We start from the raw sequence: 25207 nt of genomic DNA, 5'->3' as shown, positions 1-25207 counted from the left end.
AGAAGCCCCACCGGAGCCGCACCCGAAAACGGACCCGCGCCCTTCACCTCTGGATACCCCTTCGCGTCGCTCCCGCCAGGATCCAGCCCTCCACCGCCTCGTACTGCTTGCGCTGTTCCTCTGCCTCGGTGTCGCCGGAGAGCCGGGTGCCGAGCCAGCCCGCGAGGAAGCCCAGGGGGATGGAGACGAGGCCGGTCGTGGTGAACGGGAACCAGTTGAAGTCGGCGCGGGGGAAGGCGGAGTAGGGGGAGCCGGAGACGAGGTTGGTGCCGGTCATGAGGACGAGGACGGAGAGGCTTCCGCCGATGAGCGTGCACATGAGGCCCGTACGGGTGTAGCGGCGCCAGAAGAGGCCGTAGACCAGGGCGGGGGCGATGGCTGAGGCGCCGAGGCAGAAGGAGAGGGTGACCAGCGGCTGGAGGTTGCGGTGCTGGACCATCGTGGCCAGGACGATCGCGGTGACGCCGACCGCGCAGGCCGAGAGCCTGGCGATGGTCATCTCGCGGCGCGGGGTGAGGGGTTTCGTGGCGCGGGCGGCGAAGACGTCGTGGGCCAGGGAGTTGGCGCAGGCGAGGATCATGCCGGCCACGGAGGCGAGGAGGGTCAGGAAGACCGCCGTCGTGACCGTGGTGAAGAGCAGGGTCTCCGCCGTGGACACCTCCGTGCCGAACGCCGCCATCGAGCCCAGCAGATAGGCCGTGTTGCCCTGCGGATCCGCCGCCGCGATCACCTCGCGGCCGATCAGGGCCGTCGCTCCGAAGCCGATCACCGTGATGATCAGGACGAAGAGGGCGACGGAGGGGACCGCCCAGGACAGCGAGCGACGGACCTGGCGGGCGTTGTTCGCCGTGTACATGCGCATGGTGACGTGGGGAAGGCAGGCGCCGCCGAGGACGACCGTCAACTGGGCACTGATCATGTCGAGTTCGGGGTGCGGACCGCCCGCGAACTGCAGCCCGGAGTGGAGGTACGCGGTGCCGATGCCGCTCTGGTCGGCCGCCGTGCCGAGCAGCAGACCGGGGTTCCAGTCGAACTTGTTCAGGATCAGTACGGCGATCAGTGCGCCGGAGCCGAGCAGCAGCACGATCTTGATGATCTGGATGAGGGCGGTGCCCTTCATGCCGCCGATCGCCGCGTAGCCGATCATCAGCGCGCCGACGACCACCACGACGCCGGTCTTCAGGCTGTCGCCGGAGAAGCCGAGGACGAACGCCAGCAGGTCGCCGGTGCCCGCCAGTTGGACCAGCATCATCGGCATCAGCGCGGCGATCGTGACGACGCAGGCGACGACGCGCACGGACCTGCCGGGCATCCGCCGGGCCAGCGCGTCGCCCATCGTGAACCGGCCCGCGTTGCGCAGTGGTTCGGCCAGCAGGAACATCAGCAGCATCAGGGACAGGGCCGTGCTGAGGGCGAGGACCACGCCGTCGTAGCCGAAGAGGGCGATCACTCCGCCGGTGCCCAGCACCGTCGCCGCCGAGATGTAGTCGCCCGCGATGGCGAGGCCGTTGCGCATGGGGGAGAGCGAGCTGTAGCCGGTGTAGAACTCGTCGAGGTCGTCCCGGTCCGGGCCCGTCATCACGCACAGCAGCAGTGTGATCGTTGCGACCGCCGTGAAACCGACGAGCGACATCGCCTGGGCCGACCCGCTGAACTCGGCGAGGCCGCCCGCGGCCGTGGCCGAGGGAGCGACGGGTGTCATCGGACGGTCCCCCGCCCGCTGTCCTGCCGTGCGTCCCGTTTCGCGTCCACCGCCGCCAGCTCGCGGATGCGGTCGGCCAGCGGGTCGACCCGGTGGCGTGCGGTGTGCTCGTACAGCCAGATGGCCAGACACGTCACCGGCACCTGGAGCAGACCGAGGAGCAGCCCCGTGGACAGTCCGCCGCTGACCTCGCTCGTCATGAACGACGGGGCGAACGCCGACAGGACGAGGAAGAGCACGAAGTAGCCCAGCGCGGCCAGCGTCGCCACCCGCCGCTGCCAGCGGTAGGCGCTCCGCAGCACCCGCAGGTCGCTGTGGTGGCCGAGGGGGGAGGTGCGGGCGGACCGGGGGGCCGGGACCGCGACCGGTTCCTGCGGTGCCCAGGGGTAGGTCTGGTACGAGGGGGACGAGGTGTGCGGCGGGTGGGAGGGGTACGAGCGGTGCGGCGGGTACGGGGGAGATGAACTGTGTGGTGAGTGCGGGGGTTGGTGCGGGGGTGACGAGAAAGCGTCGGTCATCCCTTTGTCTCCTTGCGCGGCTCGGGTCCGGTGCGGACCGCAGGGAGCGGGGGGCGGGCGTGAACGCTACTCGTGGGTGCGGCGGTGCGCGAGGGTTTCGACAAACTGATCGGTCGGTATGCGCTTACTTGGAGGATCTGGCGCTGACCTCGGGTGTTACCCGGATTAACTCAGATTTTTGAACGAGGGTCAGGAGCCCTGGGGTCGACGAGCACCGGAAACCTCCGCGGTGCCACCACCAGCAGAACCAGGAACGCCACCGTCGCCGCGCACCCCGCGCCCAGGTAGACGGCGTGGACCGCGTCCGCGACCGCGCGGCGGACCGGTTCCGTGGCCGCGCCGGCGTCGAGGGAGTGGGTGACGGCGTCGAGGTCTCCCGCGCCGCCGAGCCGGGAGGCCAGCACGCCGTTCGCGACCGCGCCGAACGCCGCCGCGCCCAGGGTCTGGCCGGTCTGGCGGCAGAAGAGGATCGAGGCCGTGGCGGTGCCGCGTTCGGACCAGTCGACGCTGGACTGGACGCCGATGATCAGGGGGAGCTGGAAGAGGCCCAGCGCGGCGCCCAGAAGGAGCATCAGCAGCATCGGCTGCCAGGCCTCGCCCGGGTAGGGGAGGAGCGGGAAGGCGAAGAGGAGGGCCGCCGCCGCCGCGATGCCGATCATCGCCGTGTTCCGGAAGCCGATGCGGCGGTAGACGTGCTGGCTGAGGGCCGCCGACACCGGCCAGCTCAGCGTCCAGATGGAGACCACGAACCCGGCGGCCACCGGCGCCAGGCCCAGCACCGACTGGGCGTAGGTCGCGAGGAAGACCGTCGGCGCGATCATCAGCAGGCCCAGCGCGCCGAGCGCCAGGTTCACCGCCGCGATCGTGCGGCGGCGCCACACCCAGCCGGGGATGATCGGTTCGGCCGCCCGGCGTTCGATCAGCACCAGCAGGGCGATCAGGGCGACGCCCGTGCCCAGCAGGGTGATCGAGGGCAGGGAGAGCCAGTCCCAGGCCACCCCGCCCTGCACCAGCGCCAGCAGCAGGGCTCCGCCACCGGCGAAGACGGTCAGGGCCCCCGCCCAGTCGACACGCGGTCTGTCCGCCACCGTTCGCCGGGGCTCGTGCAGATGACGGACGAGCAGCCACAACGCCGCCGCGCCGAGCGGCAGGTTGATGAGGAAGATCCAGCGCCAGTCCGCGTACGTGGCCAGGACACCGCCCACCCCGGGACCGGCCACCGCCGACACCGCCCACACCGTGGACAGCTTGGACTGGATCTTGGGGCGCTCCTTCAGGGGGTAGAGGTCGGCGGCGAGGGTCTGAACCGTGCCTTGGAGCGCGCCGCCGCCCAGGCCCTGGACGATACGGAAGGCGATCAGCGAGCCCATGTTCCAGGCCAGCGCGCAGAGCAGGGAGCCCAGCAGGAACAGGACCGCGCCCACGACGAGGACCGGCTTGCGGCCGAAGGTGTCGGAGAGCTTGCCGTAGACGGGCAGGGTGACGGTGACGGCGAGCAGATAGCCGGAGAAGAGCCAGGAGAAGACGGAGAAGCCGCCGAGATCGGCGACGATCTGCGGTACGGCGGTCGAGACGATCGTGGAGTCCAGCGCGGCCAGGCCCATGGCCAGCATCAGGGCGGCGGTGACGGCTCCTCGTCTGCCGGATCCGGTGTGCTGTGCCGAGTCGCGTATCGCCGGTCGTATCTCGCCCACCGGATTGTCGTCCACCGAATGCCTTCCCCTTGCATCTATCTGCCGCCGACCACCATGCCATTGACCCTCACGCCACGGCAGGGTGCAGCCTGGTCGCATCGCAAGGAGGAAGGAACCCCGAGGCCGTCTCCTCCCCGAGGGCGAGATCCCCTAGGGGGATCTCCGCACCAGGGCTCGGGGAGGGTTCGTACCGGCGGAGGACGAGACGGGGCACCTCTCGTCCTTAACCTGGCTTTACGCCGCTGGGGGGCGGTGCACCGGAGCGGTGGGGGTGGGGTTTTCCCCAGCAGAAGACTGCGCTGGGCACCAGGGCGCCGCACCCCCTCCGGGGGCCAGACTCATCAGCACACCACCTCGTACGACTCGGCGCCTCGCTTCGTACGGCACTTGGTTCGTACGGCACTTGGTTCGTAGGGCACTTGCTTCGTAAGGCACTCGGTTCGTACGGCTCGTCCACTGAGCGGCGGAATCATCCGCTGCCCGACATAGGAGACATACCGTGACATCGGCTGTGACCATCACCAGGCACGGGGGTACTGGAGGGACTACGGCCGTTGCCGCGCGGGCGCGGCAGGTCGTGAAGGCGTACGGGTCCGGTGAGACCCGTGTCGTCGCCCTCGATCAGGTGGATGTGGACATCGCGCGGGGACAGTTCACCGCGATCATGGGCCCCTCGGGGTCCGGCAAGTCCACCCTCATGCACTGCCTCGCCGGGCTCGACACCGTGACGTCGGGTCAGATCTACCTCGACGACACCGAGATCACCGGGCTCAAGGACAAGAAGCTCACGCAGCTGCGCCGGGACCGGATCGGGTTCATCTTCCAGGCGTACAACCTGCTGCCCACGCTGAACGCGATAGAGAACATCACCCTGCCCATGGACATCGCCGGGCGGAAGCCGAACAAGGAGTGGCTGGGGCGGGTCGTCGACACCGTCGGCCTGAGCGACCGGCTCAAGCACCGGCCCGCCCAGCTCTCCGGCGGCCAGCAGCAGCGCGTCGCCGTGGCCCGTGCGCTGGCCGCCCGGCCGGAGATCATCTTCGGTGACGAGCCGACCGGCAACCTGGACTCACGGGCCGGCGCCGAGGTGCTGGGCTTCCTGCGCAGGTCGGTCGACGAGCTGGGTCAGACCATCGTGATGGTCACCCACGACCCGGTGGCCGCCTCGTACGCGGACCGGGTGCTGTACCTGGCCGACGGCCGCATCGTCGACGAGATGCTCAAGCCGACCGCCGACGCCGTGCTGGACCGGATGAAGGACTTCGACGCGCGGGGGCGTACGTCATGAGTGTCATGAAGACCTCCCTGCGCAACTTCTTCGCGCACAAGGGACGGATGGCGCTCTCGGCCATCGCGGTCATGCTGTCGGTGGCGTTCGTGACGGGGACCCTGGTCTTCACCGACACGATGGGCACGACGTTCGACAAGCTGTTCGCGGCCACCTCCTCCGACGTCACGGTCAGCGCCAAGGGCGCCTCGGACAGCGGTGAGACACAGTCCGACAACGGCAGGCCGCCGGTCATGCCCGCGTCGGTCGTCGACAAGGTGGGCGGCGCGGACGGCGTGAAGTCGGCCGAGGGGACCGTCTTCTCGACGTCGGTCACGGTCGTCGACGCCGACAAGGACAGCCTCTCGCCCACCAGCGGCGCCCCGACCATCGTCGGCAACTGGAACGCCAACGACGCCCGCACCATGAAGATCTCGTCCGGCAACGCGCCGCGCGGACCCGACCAGATCGTGGTCGACGCGGACACCGCCGACAAGCACGACCTGAAGCTCGGCGACGTGATCGGCGTGATCAACGCCGTCGGCACGCACGAGGCGAAGGTCTCCGGCATCGCCGACTTCCAGGTGACCAACCCGGGCGCCGCGATCTTCTACCTCGACACCGCCACCGCCCAGAAGACCCTGGTCGGCGAGACCGGCGTGTACACCAACGTCAACATCACCGCCGCCGCCGGGTTCACGGACGCGCAGGTGAAGAAGAACGTCTCCGCCGAACTGGGCGGCGCCTACAAGGTGCAGACCGCCAAGGAGATCGCGGACGCCAACGCCAAGGACGTCGGCGAGTTCATGGGCGTGATGAAGTACGCGATGCTCGGCTTCGCCGGGATCGCCTTCCTCGTCGGCATCTTCCTGATCATCAACACCTTCTCGATGCTGGTCGCCCAGCGGACCCGCGAGATCGGCCTGATGCGGGCCATCGGCTCCAGCCGCGGCCAGGTCAACCGGTCGGTCCTCGTCGAGGCGCTGTTCCTGGGCGTGTTCGGCTCGGTCCTCGGTGTCGTCGGCGGTGTCGGCCTCGCCATCGGCCTGATGAAGCTGATGAGCGCCACCGGCATGAACCTGTCCACCGACGACCTCACCATCGCCTGGACCACCCCGGCGGTCGGTCTGCTCCTCGGCATCGTCGTCACCGTCCTCGCCGCGTACGTGCCTGCCCGGCGCGCCGGCAAGGTCTCCCCGATGGCCGCCCTGCGCGACGCCGGCGCTCCGCTGGACGCCAAGGCCGGAGTGGTGCGGGCCGTGATCGGCCTGCTCCTGACCGGCGCCGGCGGCTACTGCCTGTACCTGGCCTCCGCCGCCGCCAAGGCGAGCGAGGGCTCGATGTGGCTGGGCGGCGGGGTCGTCCTGTCCCTCATCGGCTTCGTCGTCATCGGCCCGCTGCTCGCCGGCGCCGTGGTGCGGGTGCTGGGCGCGGTCGTCCTGCGGGCCTTCGGCCCCGTGGGCCGGATGGCGGAGCGCAACGCGCTGCGCAACCCCCGTCGTACGGGGGCCACGGGCGCCGCCCTGATGATCGGCCTCGCCCTGGTCGCCTGCCTGTCGGTCGTCGGCTCCTCCCTGGTCGCCTCGGCCACGGATCAGCTCGACAAGACGGTCGGCACGGACTTCATCATCCAGTCCGACACCGGCCAGTTGATCACCCCGCAGGCCGTCGAGGCCGCGAAGTCCGCCGAGGGTGTCAAGAACGTCACCGAGTACAAGTACACCCAGGCCGACTTCACCACCCCGGACGGCAAGACGCTCAAGGAGACGGCGATCACCGCCGCCGACCCGAGCTACGCCACCGACCTCGCCACCGAGGTCGTCGCGGGGAAGCTGCCGGACGCCTACCAGCCCGACTCGATGTCCGTCCACGAGAAGTTCGCCAAGGACCACGACATCAAGCTCGGTTCCAAGATCGCCGTCGACTTCAAGGACGGCTCCACGGCCGACCTGACCGTCCGTGCCATCACCAGCAGCGACGTCGTCATCGACGCCGGGGCCATGTACACCTCCATCGACACGATGGCCAAGTACGTCCCCGCCGACAAGATGCCCCTCGACCAGATGCTCTTCGCCTCGGCGAAGGAGGGCCAGGACACGGCCGCGTACAAGTCCCTCAAGGACGCGCTGCACGACTACCCGCAGTACGAGGTCCGCGACCAGACCGACTACAAGGAAGCGCTCAAGGGCCAGATCGACCAGCTCCTGAACATGATCTACGGCCTGCTCGCCCTCGCGATCATCGTCGCGATCCTGGGAGTCGTGAACACGCTGGCGCTGTCGGTGGTCGAGCGGACGCGCGAGATCGGTCTGATGCGTGCCATCGGCCTCTCCCGCCGCCAGCTGCGCCGCATGATCCGCCTGGAGTCGGTCGTCATCGCCCTCTTCGGCGCGCTCCTCGGCCTGGGTCTGGGCATGGGCTGGGGCGCCACCGCGCAGCAGCTCCTCGCCCTGGAGGGCCTGAAGGTCCTCGACATCCCGTGGCCGACGATCATCGGGGTCTTTATCAGCTCGGCCTTCGTGGGCCTGTTCGCCGCGCTGGTGCCGGCGTTCCGGGCGGGCCGCATGAACGTACTCAACGCGATCGCCACCGAGTAGCCATCGAGTAGCCACCGAGTTGCCATCGGCCGCCGGACACGGGGGAACGAACGGGGGACACGGGGGAACCGGGGGAGAGCCCGGCGTCGGGAAGCGGAGGCTTCCGGGCGCCGGGCTCCACCCGTCTCAGGAGGACGTGCTCGGGGACGTGCTCGGAGACGTACGTTTCAGCAGCACGTACCCCTGGATGACACCCCGCAGCACGTACGTGTCGCGCGGATGCAGCTGACGGGCGAACGCGGGGACGTCCTTCACCCAGCGCGAGGAGTTGTTGAAGGCGATGAAGTCCGGGGCGAGGCCCTTGGTCCGGCCGATCCAGAAGACGCGGCAGCGGGAGGTCAGCCGGGTGATGGGCCCGATGTTGGACTCGACGGTGGCCCCGTCGGGGATGGTGCGCAGCAGCTTCTCCACAGCCCGGACCTCGGCCGGGACACGATAGGCGTCGGCCTTGGTCAGAGTGCCCAGCGGCAGCATGGTCGTCAGTGCGAGCGAGGCCGCGAGGACGGCGGCGGGCAGATGGAGCGCGTACGACCGCAGCCACGGGCGGGAGTCGTGGCGTGCGCCGGGCAGTGCGTCGACGAGCGCGAGGGTGATGATCGGCATCAGTACGGCGCTGTAGTGCCAGTCCGTGCCCCAGTAGTGGTGGTCGGAGGAGACGAACCGCCAGCCCAGGGTGGGGAGGACGGCGAGGACGATGGGGGAGCGCAGGGCGAGCAGTCCGCTGGTCGGGATCAGCAGCCAGAGGACGGTGCGGATCTTGGTGTCCACGCCGTCGAGGGGGCCGGAGTCGCCGACCTTGGACAGGTAGTCGGAGGTGCCGGCGGTGTTGAAGGCCGGGATGATCATGGTGAAGGTGATCAGCGTGGCGACCGCGCCGAACGCCGCGACCGCCAGGGCGTACGGCACCACCCGGGTCGAACCGTGCCGCCGGGCCCGCAGCGCGACGACGAGCGCGATGACCGCCAGCGTCAGCCCCTGGTCCTCCTTGACCAGCACCAAGGGCAGTCCCCAGAGCAGCGCCGCGCGCCACCGCCGCCGGAGCAGCGCCTCCAGGGAGAACGCGATCAGCGGAACCGCGAAACAGATCTCGTGGAAATCGAAGTCCACGGCGTTCTGCAGCCCCCACGACAGCCCGTACGCCACCCCCAGTGCGAGCCCCCGCGCCCGCCCCAGCATCCGCGTCGCCGCCCGCGTCACCGGCACCGCCGACAGCGCGAACAGCGCCGCCTGCGCGACCAACAGCGTCACGGACGAGGGAAACACCCGGTAGAACGGCGCGAGCAGCATGGTGACCGGGCTGAAGTGATCCCCGAGCACGCTGTACCCCGGCCCCTTCAGCTCGACGATGGGCGCCTGGAAGTGCGCGTACGCCCGCACCGTCTGCTCGAAGATCCCCAGGTCGTACGAGCGGGTCGCCATCCGCCGGTACCGCCCGACCGACACCGCTGCGTACGCGACGAACAGCACGACGGCCAGCACGTACGGCTCGCGGCCCGCCAGGGAAAAACGCCGGTCACGGGGCGGGGCCGAGGCCGCGACCGGCCCCGGTATGAGCGACTGCTCCGACGGGTTCGTGGACGGGGCGGTCGGTGCCATGGATGCTCACGTTCGGCCGGGGGCAGGAGGTCAGGGCGTCAAGGGGTGCCTTAAGAGATTAGGCGGCGTGCGAGGCGAGGGGCGAAGCCCCTTGCTTTCAGGGGCGCGGGGAACTGCTTTTCAGGGGCGCGGGGAACTGCGCGATCAACCACGACGCTCCCGCACGCAAAAACGGACAGGGGAGCGGGGTCGAAGGGGCGCAGCCCCTGGTGGGGGCACCTCCCGCTCGAGCGAAGCCGAGAGCGGGGGAGGGACGGGTAGGGGCGGCGGGGGCGAGACAGAAGTCGTCCACACCCCCCACGCCGCTCGTCGTACCCTGGACACCCCCGGCCCGTCACACGAGTCCGGGCGTTCGTGTTGCCCCAGCAGCCCCACACCTTGCCCAAGCCAGCACCCCCACACCTTGCCCACCCGGACGGGAAACGCCCCGAATGAGCCTCCACGGTCTGCTAGACGCCGTAGTCAAGGACGCCCCCCTCGCGGAAGCGATCAGGGCGGCATCCGACGGCCACCGCACCCACATCGACCTGGTGGGCCCCCCGGCGGCCCGCCCCTTCGCGGTGGCCGCCCTCACCCGCGACGCCGGCCGCCCCGTACTCGCCGTGACGGCGACGGGCCGCGAGGCCGAGGACCTGGCGGCGGCCCTGCGCTCGCTGCTCCCCCCGGACGGGGTCGTGGAGTACCCGGCCTGGGAGACGCTCCCGCACGAGCGGCTCAGCCCGCGCAGCGACACCGTCGGCCGCCGCCTCGCCGTGCTGCGCCGCCTGACCCACCCGCGCCCGGACGACCCGGAGACCGGCCCGGTCTCGGTCGTCGTCGCCCCCGTCCGCTCGGTCCTCCAGCCCCAGGTCAAGGGCCTCGGCGACCTCGAACCGGTCGCCCTGCGCTCGGGCGAGACGGCCGACCTGAACCGTACGGTCGAGGCACTGGCGGCAGCCGCGTACTCCCGCGTCGAACTCGTCGAGAAGCGCGGCGAGTTCGCCGTACGCGGCGGCATCCTCGATGTCTTCCCGCCGACCGAGGAACACCCCCTCCGAGTGGAGTTCTGGGGCGACGACGTCGAGGAGATCCGGTACTTCAAGGTCGCCGACCAGCGCTCCCTGGAGGTCGCCGAGCACGGCCTGTGGGCGCCGCCCTGCCGCGAACTCCTCCTCACCGACGACGTACGCGCCCGCGCGCGTGCCCTCGCCGAACGCCACCCGGAGCTGGGCGAACTCCTCAACAAGATCGCCGAGGGCATCGCCGTCGAGGGAATGGAATCTCTCGCTCCGGTTCTCGTCGACGACATGGAACTGCTGATCGACGTCCTGCCGAAGGGCGCCATGACGATCGTCTGCGACCCGGAGCGGGTGCGGACGCGCGCGGCGGACCTGGTGGCCACCTCGCAGGAGTTCCTGCACGCGTCCTGGGCGGCGACCGCCGGGGGCGGCGAGGCGCCCATCGACGTCGGCGCGGCCTCCCTGTGGTCCATCGCGGACGTCCGTGAGCGGGCCCGTGAGCTGGACATGATGTGGTGGTCGGTGTCGCCGTTCGCGGTCGACGAGGAGCTGACGGAGACCTATGCCGCCGACGCGGCGGGCGACACCCTCAAGCTGGGCATGCACGCCCCCGACACCTACCGGGGCGACACGGCCAAGGCCCTCGCCGACACCAAGGGCTGGCTCGCCGACGGCTGGCGCACGGTGTTCGTCACCGAGGCCCACGGCCCGGCGGCCCGCACGGTCGAGGTGCTCGGCGGCGAGGGCATCGCGGCCCGTCTGGAGGCAGAGCTGGGGCAGATCTCCCCGTCGGTCGTGCATGTGGCGTGCGGCTCGATCGACTACGGCTTCGTCGACCCCGCCCTGAAGCTGGCCGTCCTCACCGAGACCGACCTCACCGGCCAGAAGGCGGCCGGCAAGGACGGCGCCCGGATGCCCGCCCGCCGCCGCAAGACCATCGACCCGCTGACCCTTGAGGCGGGCGACTACATCGTGCACGAACAGCACGGTGTCGGCCGCTACATCGAGATGGTCCAGCGGACCGTGCAGGGCGCGACCCGCGAGTACCTGGTCGTCGAGTACGCCCCCGCCAAGCGCGGCCAGCCCGGCGACCGCCTCTACATCCCGACGGACCAGCTCGAACAGATCACGAAGTACGTCGGAGGCGAGGCCCCGACCCTGCACCGGCTGGGCGGTGCCGACTGGACGAAGACGAAGGCGCGCGCGAAGAAGGCGGTCAAGGAGATCGCCGCCGACCTCATCAAGCTCTACAGCGCGCGGATGGCGGCGCCCGGTCACGCGTTCGCTGCGGACACGCCCTGGCAGCGTGAGCTGGAGGACGCCTTCCCGTACGCGGAGACGCCCGACCAGCTGACGACGATCGCCGAGGTCAAGGAGGACATGGAGAAGACGGTCCCCATGGACCGCCTGATCTGCGGCGACGTCGGCTACGGCAAGACGGAGATCGCGGTCCGGGCCGCCTTCAAGGCCGTCCAGGACGGCAAGCAGGTGGCCGTGCTCGTCCCGACCACCCTTCTGGTGCAGCAGCACTTCGGCACGTTCAGCGAGCGGTACTCGCAGTTCCCGGTGAACGTCCGGGCCCTGTCCCGCTTCCAGACGGACACCGAGGCCAAGGGCACGCTGGAGGGCCTGCGCGAGGGCGCGGTCGACATCGTCATCGGCACCCACCGCCTCTTCTCCTCCGAGACCAAGTTCAAGGATCTCGGCCTCGTCATCGTCGACGAGGAGCAGCGGTTCGGCGTCGAGCACAAGGAGCAGCTGAAGAAGCTCCGCGCGAACGTGGACGTGCTGACGATGTCCGCGACACCGATCCCGAGGACGCTGGAGATGGCGGTGACCGGCATCCGCGAGATGTCGACGATCACCACCCCGCCGGAGGAGCGCCACCCGGTCCTCACCTTCGTCGGCCCGTACGAGGAGAAGCAGATCGGCGCGGCAATCCGCCGCGAACTGCTCCGCGAGGGCCAGGTCTTCTACATCCACAACCGGGTGGAGTCCATCGACCGCGCCGCTTCCCGGCTGCGCGAGATCGTCCCCGAGGCACGGATCGCGACGGCCCACGGCCAGATGTCGGAGCAGGCCCTGGAGCAGGTCGTCGTCGACTTCTGGGAGAAGAAGTTCGACGTCCTCGTGTCCACGACGATCGTGGAGTCGGGGATCGACATCTCGAACGCGAACACGCTGATCGTGGAGCGGGGAGACACCTTCGGCCTGTCGCAGCTGCACCAGCTGAGGGGCCGGGTCGGCCGAGGCCGGGAACGCGGTTACTCCTACTTCCTGTACCCGCCGGAGAAGCCCCTGACGGAGACGGCCCACGAGCGCCTCGCGACCATCGCCCAGCACACGGAGATGGGCGCGGGCATGTACGTGGCGATGAAGGACCTGGAGATCCGGGGCGCGGGCAATCTGCTGGGTGGCGAGCAGTCCGGTCACATCGCGGGCGTGGGCTTCGACCTGTACGTCCGCATGGTCGGCGAGGCCGTCGCGGACTACCGCCGTCAGCTGGAGACCGGGGAGATCGAGGAGGAGCCGCCGCTCGACGTCAAGATCGAGCTGCCGGTCGACGCGCATGTCCCGCACGACTACGCGCCGGGGGAGCGGCTGAGGTTGCAGGCGTACCGGGCGATCGCCTCCGTCAACACCGAGGCCGACATCGCCGCGGTGCGCGAGGAACTGGTCGACCGTTACGGCAAGTTGCCCGAGCCGGTGGAGAACCTGCTGCTCGTCGCCGGTCTGCGCATGCTCGCCCGAGCCTGCGGTGTCGGCGAGATCGTCCTCCAGGGCACCAACATCCGCTTCGCCCCGGTGGAGCTGCGGGAGTCGCAGGAGCTCCGCCTCAAGCGCCTGTATCCGGGGACGGTCATCAAGCCGGCCGCCCACCAGGTGCTGGTGCCCCGCCCGAAGACGGCGAAGGTGGGCGGGAAGCCGCTGCTCGGCCGGGACCTGTTGGGATGGACCGGGGAGTTCCTGGCCTCGATTCTGGGGTCGTAGTGGCGTAGTGGCGTAGTGGCGTAGCGGTGGAGTGGTGCAGCGGGTGTGGGCCGGTCAGGGTCACGGGGAGGGCGACGCGGTCGGGAACAGCAGTTCCGTGGCGGTGCGGAAGACCTCCTCGGGGTCCTGGTCGCCCACGACCGCGGCGAGGTTGCCGCTGAGCAGCAGTGTGGCGAAGCCGTGGGAGAGGGACCAGGCGGCGATGCCGGCCAGCCGGGGGTCGGCGTCGGGGGTCTCGGGGCGTGCGCCGGTGACGGCAGCGCGCAGCTGCTCGCGTGACAGTGCGCGGGCGGTGGTGAGTTCGAGGTCGTCCTCGCGAAGCAGTTCCGGCCGGAACATCACCTGGAAGTGCGCGGGGTGCTCGCGCGCGAAACGGACGTACCGCCCGCCCGCGTCCCGCAGGTCCCCGGCCTCCGCGAGCGTGGCCGCCAACAGCCCGTGCCCGTCCGCCGCGATCGCCGTGAGCAGACCCGTGCGGTCCTTGAAGTGATGGGCCGGCGCCGCGTGCGAGACACCCGCGCGCCGGGCCAGATCCCGCAGGCTCAGCGCCGACGGGCCGTCGGCGGCGATGACGTCGAGCGCGGCGTGGAGGATCGCACGGCGGAGGTCGCCGTGGTGGTAGGGGCGTTCGGGCTGCGTTGACTGTCCGGGCTGCTTGGGCTGCGCGGACGGTCCGGGCTGCGCGGGCTGTTTGGGCTGGTCGGCCGTGGTGTTGCGAGGCATGGGCACAGCGTAGGCCCCTCGGAGCATTCAATCTAGTCGTTGACAAGTTCGGCGCGATTCGGCAATCTGGTCAATGTCAAGTTCGGATCCGGTCGTCACTGCGGTCGGGGGAGTGGCAGGGGGATGCGTCATGTCCGAGCACGTCAACGGGAGCGGTACTGCGGCGCGAGGCGAGGCCGAACATCGCGAAGCCGAAGGCGGCACCGTGGGCCTGGGTGAGGTGCGCCGTATGTGGCACCTGCTGGAGCCCTTGCACGCCGTCCTCTACTACGCGCCGGAGGCCTTCGAGGAAGCGGCCGCGCTGGGGTACGACGTGCGGGAGAGGTGGCCCAGCTACTTCCCGTTCCGGGCTGCGCCCCTGGGCTCCGTCGGAGTCGAGCGGACGGCCTCCGCCTTCTACAGCTTCAGCCCCCGCATGGTCGCGGAGCACATCGAACAGGCCTGGAAGACCGCGCCACCGGCAGCCGTGCTGGAGGCCCGGGACCGGGCGATCGACCGGGCGTACCGAGCCATATTCGCGGACCGCGTGCACAGCGCCGAACTCACCGAGGCCGCCCGCCTGGCCCGCCGCGCCGCGGAGTTCGCGAACACCGCGGGGCGCCCCCTCGCGGCGGCCAACGCCGAGCTGCCCTGGCCCGAGCCCGCGCACCTTGCACTCTGGCGGGCGGCCACGATCCTGCGCGAACACCGTGGTGACGGCCACCTCGCGGCCCTGCTGACCGCGGACCTCGATCCCGCCGAGTCCCTCGTCTCCTTCGCCGCGACAGGCGCCGCCTCGGTGGAGCGCTTCGAGAGCCGCGGCTGGAGCAAGGAGGAATGGAGCGCCGCCCACGCCCGCCTCACGGCACGCGGGCTGGTGCATCCGGACGGTACGGCCACGGAGGCCGGCCGGAGTCTGCGCCGGCAGGTCGAGCTGCACACCGACCGACTGGCCGCCGTCCCCTGGCAGTTCCTCGGTCCCACCGACACCGCCCGACTCGCCGACCTGCTGGGCGAGTTCTGGGTCGCCGTGATCGGCTCGGGCCTGCTTCCGTCGGAGACGACCCTGGGGATCGGCAAGGTGTGAACGCCTCCTGACGGACCGGGCTGACCGGGCGGCCGGACGCGCTGACGCCTCCTTGGGGTGTTGGCCCCTCACCACCGGGCATACGCCCGGCGTGCACCTGCTGACTGTCGATGACCACCGGGTGCCGGTATGGCCGTGCCCGGCTGCCGCTACGGTGTCGAGCAGGCAGGACGGGGAACCCCATGCGGGACCGCGTGAGAGCACAGGCAGAGGAAAGGGGTGTCGCGTGGTGCGTTTGAGGGGTGGGGTCGCTGTCGTCGCTCTGGTGCTGGTCGCCGCGACCGGCTGCGAACTGGACGACACGGGCGGCTCGGCCGGACCGCAGGAGAACCCCGGCGGGGGCGGCGGCGCCGCGTTCGCCGCCGCGGAGGCACTGACCGTCAAGGGGCGGGCGCCGAAGACCGATTACGACCGCGGTGAGTTCGGCAGCGCCTGGGCCGACACGGACTCCAACAGCTGCGACACCCGTGTTATCTCTATCCTGCGACGGATAGCTGAGGCGTTCGGCCAGCTCATACGGGGTGGGGTGGCCTGTGCTTACTGAGAGGCACATGGGGCACGGGAGTGCGGGGACCGGCACGCGTTTCCTCCGGGCCGTAGCCGTGTGGGTAACCGCTGCGGTTCTCGTCTCGGGATGCGAAGGCCTTGAGGAAGGTGACTCTTCGACGGGAGCCGGACCGACCTCGCCGGATGGACGGGCGGTCAGTCCGCTGAAGAACCCTGCCGGTACGAAGCCGGGGCTGGCGCCCGTGACAGCGGACGCGGACGAGGAGACGGCCCGAAAACTCATAGAGGAGCTGTCGACGAAGGGGAGGGGCCCGAAAACCGGCTATGCCCGGGACGAATTCGGCTATGCCTGGATGGACACGGCTGATGGGGTGCCGTTGGCGAGAAACGGGTGTGACACCCGAAACGATCTCATCGAGCGCGATGGTCAGGATCTCCGCTTCCGCAGTGGTTCCGACTGTGTGGTCGTCGCCATGACGTTGCACGATCCGTACACCGGCAGGACCATCGAGTGGCGCAAGCAAGCGGCTTCCGAGGTGCAGATAGACCATGTGGTGCCGCTGTCGTACAGCTGGCAGATGGGCTCGTCGCGGTGGCCGGAGAGCAAGCGCAAGCAGTTTGCGAACGATGTGCTCAATCTGATCCCGGTCGAAGGGCGTGCCAACTCGGCCAAGGGAGATTCCGGACCCGCCTCGTGGCTTCCGCCCAACAAGCCGATCAGGTGCGCCTATGTGGTCCGCTTCGCTCAGGTCGCCCTCAAGTACGAGATGCCGGTTACGGCGCCCGACAAGCAGATGATGCTGAAGCAGTGCGGCGGATGATGTCGGCAGAGGTAGCCGGCGTCAGCTGCGGGACGAGGGGGCCGTGATGCTCGTGGAGGGCCAGTCCAGGACGGTCAGCTCGGGCCATTGCTCCCGCCACCGGGCTGCCTTGGCCTCGTAGACCGACTGCGGGGCGAGCACCGGGTTCGGGCGGACGACGAGGTTGAACATGTCCGACAGCCCATGCGGCGCATATACCCGCCAGCGGCCGTCCGCCGCAATCCGCACTCCCAGACAGCACGTTGTCGCGGCGAACCTGTCGATCGCCGCCTCGGTGGACTCATACGGCGGACAGGGCACTCCGAACTTGTCCTCGTACCAGAGGTGAACTCGTGCCTCGTTCCGGATCTCAACCTCTGCAGGCAAGTCCGCAAAGACCTCCCGCCCGGCCTTGATCACAGCATCCTCCGCCTCCCAGGACAGATCGCCGGCGTCGAAGTAGAAGACGTCGTAGTCCTTGATGCCGCTGGTCGGCGGTCTGCCCGTGACGACGTTCCAAACGGTCTGGAACAGGCACCCGGCCGTGACATACCACCCAGGCAGATCCAATGCCGCAGACCGCGCCAGTACTTCCATCAACACATCGTTACGGGACAGCGTCGCGCGCAGGCGCTCAAGTTGCTGGTCGAGAGGGAGTCGGCCGATCACCGACCCTGCCTACCACAACTCGCTCAGCGCCAGGCCCTAAATCTTGCTCCATCGTTCGGTCACTGCGAAGGCACCGCCCGCATCGCCCGGCGGAGGCTGGCTCTGGCAGCGGTGAGATCGTCCTCCGACTCCTGCAGGCGTCCCTCCAGAGAAATCAGTCGGTCTCGGGTGTTCGCGAGCTCATGCTGCAACTCGACCTTCTCACGTTCCAACTGCTCTAGCCGTTCGACCAGCTTGCTGCGGTCCACATCGTCCAGCTCCACGCCCAGGGAAAGCCTCACACGCCCTCGGAGCCGGTCACGCTCCTTCTTGAGATCCTTGATCTCCTCCCGTGCAAGGGCGAGTTCGGTGTGCAGCCCGGCCGGGTTCACGCGCTGAGCACCTGAAACTTGAGAGGTGTGGCGACCGTGCTTCCGTTGCTCGTCCATGGCGGCCTGCACCGCATCTCGTACTTGGGCCTGGTTGTAGACGAACCACGTGGACACCGACGCCTCGCGGGCCACACCGGCGAACGTGACCCGCTGACCGGAGCCGAGGAGATCGCGCACGACGTCCAGGGAGCGGGCTGTCTTGGCCTCGCTGTCTTGGGCGCGGGCGGCAGACAGCCGCCGGACTCGCGCATCCAGGCTCGCAGCGTCGGAACTGGTGGTAGGGCTCACAGGGCACTCCGGGTGGTCAAGGACTGCACGGGGATGAACGCTGCGGCCGAGCGGGCCTTGCGCAGTGCACGGGAGGCGGCCTCGACCGCCGCCCGCTCGTCCTCCGGTAACTCTTCGAGTCGGCGTCGCATCTCGTCGGCCGACTGCGCGTACGCCCGGATCTGGTCGTCGAAGTTGCGTACGACCCAGTCGGCGGCGTCCATGGCCAGCGCGGCTTCTTTGTCGGCACGCAGCTCCGCCACCTGCTGCTCCAGGGCAGGAAGGTAAGAGGGGTCGGGACGGTAGAAGTCGCAGCCGGCGCACTGGAAACGGATGCGGCAGTGCCCGCCGCCCGCCTTGACGTTGCTGGGTTCGGTGCAGCCGCCGTAGGGGACTGCGACGCTTTCGACCTCGTAGGCCAGTGGGTCGCCGAAGCCCTGTGGGGTGCCGTGCCGGTCGACGGCGAGTTTCGCCACTGTCCTGACGGCCTCCTGCTTGCGGCTGAGGGAAACCTTGTAGTAGCCCATGGTGACGTCGAGTGATCGGTGGTCCATGAGTTCCTTGAGGACATCCGGTCGAGTCCCGGCGTCAGCGTGCCGCTGGGCGTAGGCGTGCCGGAAGCCGTACGGGACGATCTGGGTGCGGTCGTAGGCGAGCGGGGCGCCGCTTTCGTCCAGGCGTTCGTCCACGAGGTCCGAGATCAGTTCGTCGACCCAGTCTCGGAAGATCCGGTTGCAGAACTGCGCGGAGGTCAGATGACCTCGCCGAGGCCGGTTGCGCTGTCCCGGTGAGGGGAACAGCCACTCTTCACACGCAGGTACGGGCGGCAGCCGGTCCAGTTCCTTCTTCCACGCCTCGATCTCCTGGGCCGTCGCCTCGCTGATGGGAAGCCGTCGGCCATGACGGCGCCGCTTGTGGTTGTCGTAGATCAAGGTCGGCTTGCCGTCGATCCACTCCAGGCAGTCGCGGTGCAGGCTGGTGACCTCGCCCGGGCGTCGTCCGGTGTCCCGGAGCACCCTGTAGACGACCTGGTACATCTGTGTGAAGTCAGCAGCTGTCCAGCCTCCGCTTTCGTACGTGGTCGAGGTGCCGAGCAGGGAGATATGGGCGTTGAGCTGGGCAATGACATGCTCAGGGATGGCCCGGCCGATGTCGTCCTCGGAAGCCTCAACCGCGGCGATGCTGTGGTATCTGGGATTGAGCGCGAACCCGCCCGGCACGTGGTCCATCATCCCGGCTTGGCGTGCGTACTCCAGGAACGTCCGCCACAGACGGAGAAGTGACCGGCGGTGGCTCGTTGAGTAGTCGCGACCGTCGGAGCGCTTCGCCACACGGAACGCGTCCACTACTGCACTCATATCGGACATCGACAGGTTCTCCGGCTTGTCGCTCTGAGGGCGGTCGGCCAGGGCCGTGGACGCGATCGAGGCTGCATACAGTGTCTGCCTCAGATCCAGCACGTTGGGACGAACAGTGCGTCCGTACTCCTTGACCAGCTCCCGTAGCCACTGTTGCCGAATGGGCCGGAAGTCGATGATGCCGTGAACGGCGGCGTACTTGCGCCCCCGCCCGGCGGTGAGCCCCACCAAAGAGCTTTGCCAGACGTCCCCTGATGTGGCGTCACCACCGTTGAACTGCAGGCGAGCGCGCTGGACATGAAGAAGAACGCCGTTCAAGAAGCCGGCGGCGTCGGCAGGGAGGCCACGGGTAAAGCTCTCGTCCAGGTCCAAGAGAGATGACAAGCCAGGCGGTAACCCGGCGACAACACGACGGACATGCTGGGGCACGAGGTTGATACCGGCGGCATCGCGCTGCTGAATTCCGTACAGGATTTCCCGCCGCACGGCCAAGGAGACACCGCTGAGCGAGAACTGGGAAACTCCAGGCAGGGGCCCGTCCGAGACATTGGGTCGGCGACGTGCCGAGTCAGGTACGTAGGTCTCGTCGAAGTTTGATGGGTTGCCACGAGCCGACCGGGTCCTTCTGCAGGCGCTGCAGCGGCCGCCGTTGTGGGCCACGTGAGTGGAGCATGCGTTCACCTTGCAGACGAACACGCTGGTTGCTGGATTCCCTGGAACCGCGGTGAAGAACAGCGCGTTCTCGTCCCACTCGGCCGAGCGCCAGCCGGGGAGGAGACGTTCCACGAGCCAGGTAGCCCAAGCGGGGTCCTCCGGACGAGGCAGTGCGGCTATAGCGAAGCCGGTACCTCGCGTCATCGGACGACCTCCGGCGAGACACGCTCGACAGCGGCTCGGAGCTCCTCGTCCTGGGCGTGCAGATAGACAGCGGTGCTCGCCGATGAGACATGGCCCAGCAGCGTCTGGACGACGTCCGGTGAGACGCCGCTGCGAATCCACTGCGTTGCTGCGGTGTGCCGCATCATGTGCGGACGGGCGCGGAAGCCACAGCGCTCACCGATCCTCTCGACGATCTGCTTGGAGTTGGAGTACGTCATCGGCCTGCCCGCATACGCTCCGATGAGGTTCACGAACACGTAGTCGCAACTGGTGGCTTCGGGCACGTTCTCCCGCTCTGAAAGATGGTCGCGGTACCGGTGCACCGCTCCCGTGGTCAGCGGAACCATCCGATGGCGGCCTGCCTTCACCCGCGCGCCGTTCACATTGTCCTGCCTGGGGCGGACATGCAGATGGGCGCCGCGTGTACAGCAGCCCAGATGCGTTGAGTCGGGCAGCAGGTGCATGTCCTCCCGCCGCAGTCCGAGAGCCTCGCCGATCCGCAGGCCCCCTTCTACGAGCACCGTCAGGAGCAGCCGGTCCCGGGCCGAACGGGCTGCCTCCAGCACCTCCCTGACCTGGGGCGGGGTGAGAATCGCGGGTGCTGTTTCGATCTCGGGCGCCTTCAGGACGCGAGCCTTGATCATGAGGTGCCGGCCGCCTTCTCCCGGGTCGAAGCCGCTTGGCGGCGAGGTCAGGAAGCGCGGCTCACTCAGCCGTGCGGCGACCTCTTGGGCAACATGACCCTGTACAGCGCAGAAACGGAGGAACTCACAGACGGCGGTGAGGACGGCGTTGACGGTCTTTGCCGATGGGAATCGTCCATGCCGGGTCGGTGTCCGCTCGACGTGGAACTTGAACCGGGTCATGTCGCCGAGTCCGACGGCCCTCCAGTCCGTGTCCCGTCCCGCGCACCAATTGAGGAAGCGCCCGATACGAGGGATGTAGGCGCGTTGCGTCTGCGGTGAGCGTCCCGCACCTCGCAAGTAGAGCGAGAACTCCCGTGCCTCGGGATGAGGGCAGTAGGTCGCCTCGTCCACGAGTAGCCAGGTGACCTCTCCTGTGGTGGGTGAGACAGCCTTCTCCGTATGTAATCCCATTGATTCATCCCTCTCTCAGGTATGTCACCCATGTGCCTCTCGGTATGGCAGATAACGGAGAGAGACAGAGAGAGGACACGGCTGTCACTCATGTCTCTCGCGGGGAAGAAGGGCATGCAGATAACCCGTGACGACATACTCAAGCGCGACCTGGACGACGTGAAGTTCCGGGACGGCGACTGCACGGTGGTCTCCGGTGTGCTCGACCCGGACCCGTACACCGGCGAGGACGTGCCGTACGTCCGGGGCCGTAGCAAGATCGACGTGGACCACATAGTGGCCCTCTCCGACGCCTGGCAGAAGGGCGCCCAGCAATGGGACGACAGCAAGCGCATAGCCCTGGCCAACGACCCGCTCAACCTCCTCGCGGTCGACTCCGGCACCAACCGCGGCAAGGGCGACGGTGACACGGCCACCTGGCTCCCGCCCAACAAGGCGTACCGCTGCACCTATGTGGCCGCGCAGGTCGCGGTGAAGACGAAGTACGGCCTCTGGGTCACCTCCGCCGAACAGGCCGCCATGGAGCGCGTCCTGAGCAGTTGCCCGGAGCAGAAGCTCCCCACCGGCGGCAACCCGACGAAGGCCCCGGCCCGCTTTCACGCGGACTGAGGCCGTCGCGGTGCCGCCGCGAGGGGAGGGGTGTCAGCCGAAGTCCTTGTCCAGGTCGATGACCTTGCCCTTGGGTGCCTTGGCCGGCACCGGCTTGTCGTAGTCGGTGAAGACGAGGTCGCCGGGCTCCTTGGCGGACTTGCTGACGACCCGCAGGAGGTACGGCTCGCCCTTGGTGGCGACGTACAGGGTGTAACTGTCCTTGCCGTCCTTCTCGCTGAGGACGATCGCGGGGGTGCCTTCGACCTCGGCGGTCTTGCCGCGTGTGGCGTCGGAGTTGACGTCCTCGAAGTCGGCGAGGACCGTGTCGAGGTCGCAGAAGCTCGCGATGTCCTTGGAGTCCTCGGCGGCCGCTGACGTCTTGGTCCACTTGCCGGCGAGCATGTCGACGACCATGTCGGCCTCCTCCTTGGAGGAGTCCTTCGACTGGGCGCGCAGGAACGCCTCGTCGTACTTCATGTAGAGGGTGTCGCCGACCTTGATCAGCTCGGCCTCGCCGTCGCCGCCCATGCTCATCGTGCCGGCGCAGTCGCCCTTCTTGTTCATGGCCATGTCCATCTGGACCGTGCCGCCGGCCGACTCGTCCTGGATCTCGCCCTTCATCCGGAGGGAGTCGGCCTCCGAGGTGGCCTTCACGGCCTTGTCGGCGATCTCGCCACCGGTCAGCCCGGCGAACGGGCCGTCGGCCTTGTCCTCGCCGGACAGGCAGCCGGTGAGCGAGAAGGTGGCCACGGCGGTGATGCAGAGAGCGGCGAGTGCGGTGCGACGCATGGGAGTTCCCCCCTGGGAATCGGTGTGAGGTGCGTGAAACGAGCGGTGGTGTCGCGCTGTTCGTCGAGCGGTGGCACCAGTACGTGCGGGTGCCGAGCGGTGGCGTCAGTACGTGCGGGTGTCGAGCACTTCGTCCGCGGAGTCGTAGACCGTGACGCGGCCTCGCTCGTCGTGCTTCCAGCCGGCGAACGCCGCGGAGATGAGCCGGGCGGGGCCGGTGCCGCCCCCCGGTGGTCCGTCGGCGAAGTCGGTGTGGACGTCGGTGGCGTCGGTGTCGCCCGCCGGTGGGGCGGGCCTGTGAACCTCGGTGACATGTGAGACTGCGGCTCTCTCGGCGGAGGTGCCGTGAGTGTTCACAAAGGCTTTGAAGTGGTCGGCTGAATCATGGCCGTTCACGGTGGTGTCACCGCTACCGGCGTTCGTCGTGACCACACCGATGAGCAGGAGACCGACCGTCGCGTTCAGTGCGAGCTGGGATTTCATCCCCATGGCTGTGCTCCTCCCCGGTGTGTGACAGTGCAGCCGACGTGTGACCACCCGGATCGGGCGGCCCGTCGTTCGATGGGTCAATCACAGCAGAGCTTGTGAACCGAGTCAACACGGTTCACAAAGTCGAGTGTGTACACGGCGTGTATGGGTAGATCTTGCGTGCGTCGGTATGCTCGACGTCACACACCAGGTACGAGGGGAGCCGGGCGCGTGCAGGGGAACGGGACAGAGGTCACCGCCGCGGACATCGCGCGGCTCGCCGGCGTGGGTCGCGCCGCCGTCAGCAACTGGCGCCGACGGCACGCCGACTTCCCCAAACCGGTCGGTGGCACAGAGACCAGCCCGGCCTTCGCGCTCGGCGAGGTCGAGGAGTGGCTGCGCGATCAGGGCAAGCTCGCCGAGGTGCCCCTGAAGGAGCGCGTCTGGCAGCAGGTCACCGGCCACCCGGAGGGCCCCGTCACCGCCCTCGTGCACGCGGGCTGCGCCCTGCTGTATCTCCACGACCGGCCCCTGGCCTGGCTCGAGTTGAGCGCGTGCCCCGACGACGAGCAGCTGGCCCGGATCCTCCCCGAGCCGCTCCGGGACGTCCTCGCTCCGCGCTTCAGCCCGGCCGGGGAGCCCGCCGTACTCCAGCCGACACCCGCCGAGATGCTGCCCTCGATCCCGCTGCTGCGCGGCGCCACCGAACTCGCGGCAGACCTGGGAGCGCGGCAGACCTTCGAGTTCCTGCTCGCCCGGCACCTCGACGCCAACCCGCGCCAGTACACGCTCACTCCGGGCGAGCTCGCCGAGCTGATGGCCGAACTCGCCGGGCCCGCCCGCTCGGTGCTCGACCCGGCCTGCGGCACCGGCGCCCTCCTGCGCGCCGTCGCCGCCCGCCCCGGCCAGGAGCTGTACGGCCAGGACAGCTCCCGCGAACTGGCCGCCCTCACCGCGCTCCGCCTCGCGTTGCGCACCAAGAGCACCGTCCGCACCGCCACGGGGGACAGCCTCCGCGCGGACGCCCACGAGCACCTCAGGGCCGAGGCCGTCCTGTGTCACCCGCCGTTCAACGAGCGCAACTGGGGCCACGACGAACTCGCCTACGACCCGCGCTGGGAGTACGGCTTCCCGGCCCGTACGGAATCCGAACTCGCCTGGGTGCAGCACGCGCTGGCTCGCCTGGAGGACGGCGGCACCGCCGTCCTGCTGATGCCGCCGGCCGCCGCGAGCCGCCGCTCGGGGCGCCGTATCCGCGCCGACCTGCTGCGCCGGGGCGCCCTGCGTGCCGTGATCGCCCTCCCGGTCGGTGCGGCACCCCCGTACAACATCCCGCTGCACCTGTGGGTGCTGCGCAGGCCCGGCAAGGCGCCCGTGCCGCCCGAGTTGCTGCTCGTCGACACCGGGCGGCTCGTCCACGAGGGGCGCAGCGGGTTCGACTGGACGGCGGTGCGTGCCGTCGTGCTCGACGCCTGGCGGCCCTTCGAGCGGGCGGGCGGAGGGGCGGAGCGGCCGGGACTCAGCCGTCCTGTGCCGGTCATCGACCTGCTGGACGACGACGTGGACCTGGCCCCCGCCCGGCATCTGCCGCCCCCGGCCGCGGGCGGCGGCGCCGAGCAACTGACCGCCGTGCGTGAACGCCTGGGCGACACCCTCCGCCTGGCCGCCGACCTCACGCCCCCGCTCGCCGGGGACGCGCAGCCCACCCGCTGGCCGCTCACCACGGTCGGCGAACTCGCGCGCGGGGGAGCCCTGGTGCTGCGCACGGGCGGAAGCGGCCCCCACCCGCGCGTGCTCACCGATCACGACGTCCTGGCCGGTACGGCACCCTCGGGAACCCTGCCCGAGACGGGTGAGGACCCCGTGCTCGTGGAGCCCGGCGACGTCGTCGTCCCCGTCCTCGGCGGCGGCGGGGTCGCGCGGGTGATCGACGAGGAGACCGCGGGCGCCGCCCTCGGCCGCAACCTCACGCTGCTGCGCCCCGACCGGGCCGCGCTCGACGCGTGGTTCGTCGCCGGTTTCCTGCGCGGCACCGCCAACAGCCGCCAGGCCAGCAGCTATGCCTCCACCGCGACCCGCCTCGACGTACGCCGCCTCCAACTGCCCCGGCTCCCCCTGGACCAGCAGCGCCGCTACGGCGAACGGTTCCGCGCGCTGGCCGCCTTCGAGGACGCGCTCCGCCAGGCCGGCCGCCTCGGCGAACGCCTCGTGCGCGGCATGTACGACGGACTGACGGACGGCACGGTCGTCCCGGACTGA

Annotated in this window: 17 protein-coding genes and 2 pseudogenes; 8 read left to right on the top strand and 11 right to left on the bottom strand. The window is 69.4% G+C overall.

The annotated features are described in order from the left end of the window. Nucleotides 1–43 precede the first annotated feature (43 nt). The 3 genes from OG858_RS18535 to OG858_RS18525 form a co-directional block, all read right to left on the bottom strand. The gene (locus OG858_RS18535) at nt 44–1702 is read right to left on the bottom strand and encodes a sodium/solute symporter (protein ID WP_319262401.1); all 1659 of its coding nucleotides are present in this window, start codon (nt 1700–1702) and stop codon (nt 44–46) included. Continuing rightward, nucleotides 1699–2220, bottom strand: coding sequence for a DUF485 domain-containing protein (locus OG858_RS18530; RefSeq protein ID WP_319067883.1), 522 nt, complete (start codon nt 2218–2220; stop codon nt 1699–1701). The genes OG858_RS18535 and OG858_RS18530 overlap by 4 nt, the downstream gene beginning before the upstream one ends. Nucleotides 2221–2390: 170 nt before the next feature. Continuing rightward, entirely contained in the window at nt 2391–3914 is a 1524-nt protein-coding gene (locus OG858_RS18525; protein ID WP_327726036.1) for an MFS transporter, read from the bottom strand. Nucleotides 3915–4413: 499 nt separating this feature from the next. On the opposite strand from OG858_RS18525, the gene OG858_RS18520 reads away from it, so the two are divergent. Together OG858_RS18520 and OG858_RS18515 are read left to right on the top strand one after the other, a co-directional pair. Continuing rightward, on the top strand, nt 4414–5202 hold the full coding sequence (locus tag OG858_RS18520; protein ID WP_319067884.1) for an ABC transporter ATP-binding protein: 789 nt from the start codon (nt 4414–4416) through the stop codon (nt 5200–5202). Then, on the top strand, nt 5199–7778 hold the full coding sequence (locus tag OG858_RS18515) for an ABC transporter permease (protein WP_328544708.1): 2580 nt from the start codon (nt 5199–5201) through the stop codon (nt 7776–7778). Before OG858_RS18520 ends, OG858_RS18515 begins: the two co-directional genes overlap by 4 nt. Before the next feature lie 126 nt (nt 7779–7904). Here the strand turns inward: OG858_RS18515 and OG858_RS18510 are convergent, their stop codons facing one another. Then, a complete protein-coding gene (locus OG858_RS18510; protein WP_319262403.1) occupies nt 7905–9374 on the bottom strand; it encodes a DUF2079 domain-containing protein in 1470 nt (489 codons plus the stop codon). 431 nt (nt 9375–9805) lie between these two features. Here OG858_RS18510 and mfd point away from each other — a divergent pair, with 431 nt between their 5' ends. Continuing rightward, entirely contained in the window at nt 9806–13363 is a 3558-nt protein-coding gene (gene mfd / locus OG858_RS18505) for a transcription-repair coupling factor (protein WP_328544709.1), read from the top strand. Between the two features lie 60 nt (nt 13364–13423). Here mfd and OG858_RS18500 read toward each other — a convergent pair whose 3' ends face one another. Then, nucleotides 13424–14086 (bottom strand): TetR/AcrR family transcriptional regulator, encoded by a 663-nt coding sequence (locus tag OG858_RS18500; protein ID WP_327748808.1) that lies wholly within the window; start codon nt 14084–14086, stop codon nt 13424–13426. Between the two features lie 229 nt (nt 14087–14315). Here OG858_RS18500 and OG858_RS18495 point away from each other — a divergent pair, with 229 nt between their 5' ends. The 3 genes and pseudogenes from OG858_RS18495 to OG858_RS18485 all read left to right on the top strand — a co-directional run bounded on the left by OG858_RS18495 (nt 14316) and on the right by OG858_RS18485 (nt 16480). Beyond that, on the top strand, nt 14316–15152 hold the full coding sequence (locus OG858_RS18495; RefSeq protein ID WP_408059479.1) for an SCO6745 family protein: 837 nt from the start codon (nt 14316–14318) through the stop codon (nt 15150–15152). 226 nt (nt 15153–15378) lie between these two features. Beyond that, nucleotides 15379–15621 (top strand): annotated as a pseudogene (locus tag OG858_RS18490) (hypothetical protein); the annotation flags it as partial. A gap of 82 nt (nt 15622–15703) precedes the next feature. Beyond that, entirely contained in the window at nt 15704–16480 is a 777-nt protein-coding gene (locus OG858_RS18485) for an HNH endonuclease family protein (RefSeq protein ID WP_086746337.1), read from the top strand. Between the two features lie 21 nt (nt 16481–16501). Here the strand turns inward: OG858_RS18485 and OG858_RS18480 are convergent, their stop codons facing one another. From OG858_RS18480 to OG858_RS18465, 4 genes are all read right to left on the bottom strand, one after another. Then, entirely contained in the window at nt 16502–17128 is a 627-nt protein-coding gene (locus OG858_RS18480; RefSeq protein WP_086746338.1) for a nucleotidyltransferase family protein, read from the bottom strand. Between the two features lie 59 nt (nt 17129–17187). Further along, complete coding sequence (locus tag OG858_RS18475) at nt 17188–17787, bottom strand: DUF6262 family protein (protein WP_086746339.1); 600 nt, start codon at nt 17785–17787, stop codon at nt 17188–17190. Further along, on the bottom strand, nt 17784–19910 hold the full coding sequence (locus OG858_RS18470; RefSeq protein ID WP_218779559.1) for a tyrosine-type recombinase/integrase: 2127 nt from the start codon (nt 19908–19910) through the stop codon (nt 17784–17786). The genes OG858_RS18475 and OG858_RS18470 overlap by 4 nt, the downstream gene beginning before the upstream one ends. Before the next feature lie 68 nt (nt 19911–19978). Then, nucleotides 19979–21100 carry a tyrosine-type recombinase/integrase gene (locus OG858_RS18465; RefSeq protein ID WP_086746341.1) on the bottom strand — a complete coding sequence of 374 codons (1122 nt, stop codon included), beginning with the start codon at nt 21098–21100 and terminating at the stop codon, nt 19979–19981. A gap of 123 nt (nt 21101–21223) precedes the next feature. Between OG858_RS18465 and OG858_RS18460 the strand changes: the two are divergent. Further along, nucleotides 21224–21709: pseudogene (locus tag OG858_RS18460) on the top strand (HNH endonuclease family protein); the annotation flags it as partial. A 33-nt stretch (nt 21710–21742) separates the two neighbouring features. On the opposite strand, the gene OG858_RS18455 reads toward OG858_RS18460, so the two are convergent. Both OG858_RS18455 and OG858_RS18450 read right to left on the bottom strand, forming a co-directional pair. Beyond that, nucleotides 21743–22480 carry a hypothetical protein gene (locus tag OG858_RS18455; RefSeq protein ID WP_319320134.1) on the bottom strand — a complete coding sequence of 246 codons (738 nt, stop codon included), beginning with the start codon at nt 22478–22480 and terminating at the stop codon, nt 21743–21745. 105 nt (nt 22481–22585) lie between these two features. After that, nucleotides 22586–22969, bottom strand: a complete 384-nt coding sequence (locus OG858_RS18450) for a hypothetical protein (protein WP_327748809.1) — start codon at nt 22967–22969, stop codon at nt 22586–22588. A gap of 210 nt (nt 22970–23179) precedes the next feature. Here OG858_RS18450 and OG858_RS18445 point away from each other — a divergent pair, with 210 nt between their 5' ends. Continuing rightward, on the top strand, nt 23180–25207 hold the full coding sequence (locus tag OG858_RS18445) for an N-6 DNA methylase (protein WP_328544710.1): 2028 nt from the start codon (nt 23180–23182) through the stop codon (nt 25205–25207).

It is taken from the genome of Streptomyces europaeiscabiei (assembly GCF_036346855.1).
GTDB classification, from domain to species: Bacteria; Actinomycetota; Actinomycetes; order Streptomycetales; family Streptomycetaceae; genus Streptomyces; species Streptomyces europaeiscabiei.
This window is presented reverse-complemented; position numbering and strand designations above follow the sequence as displayed.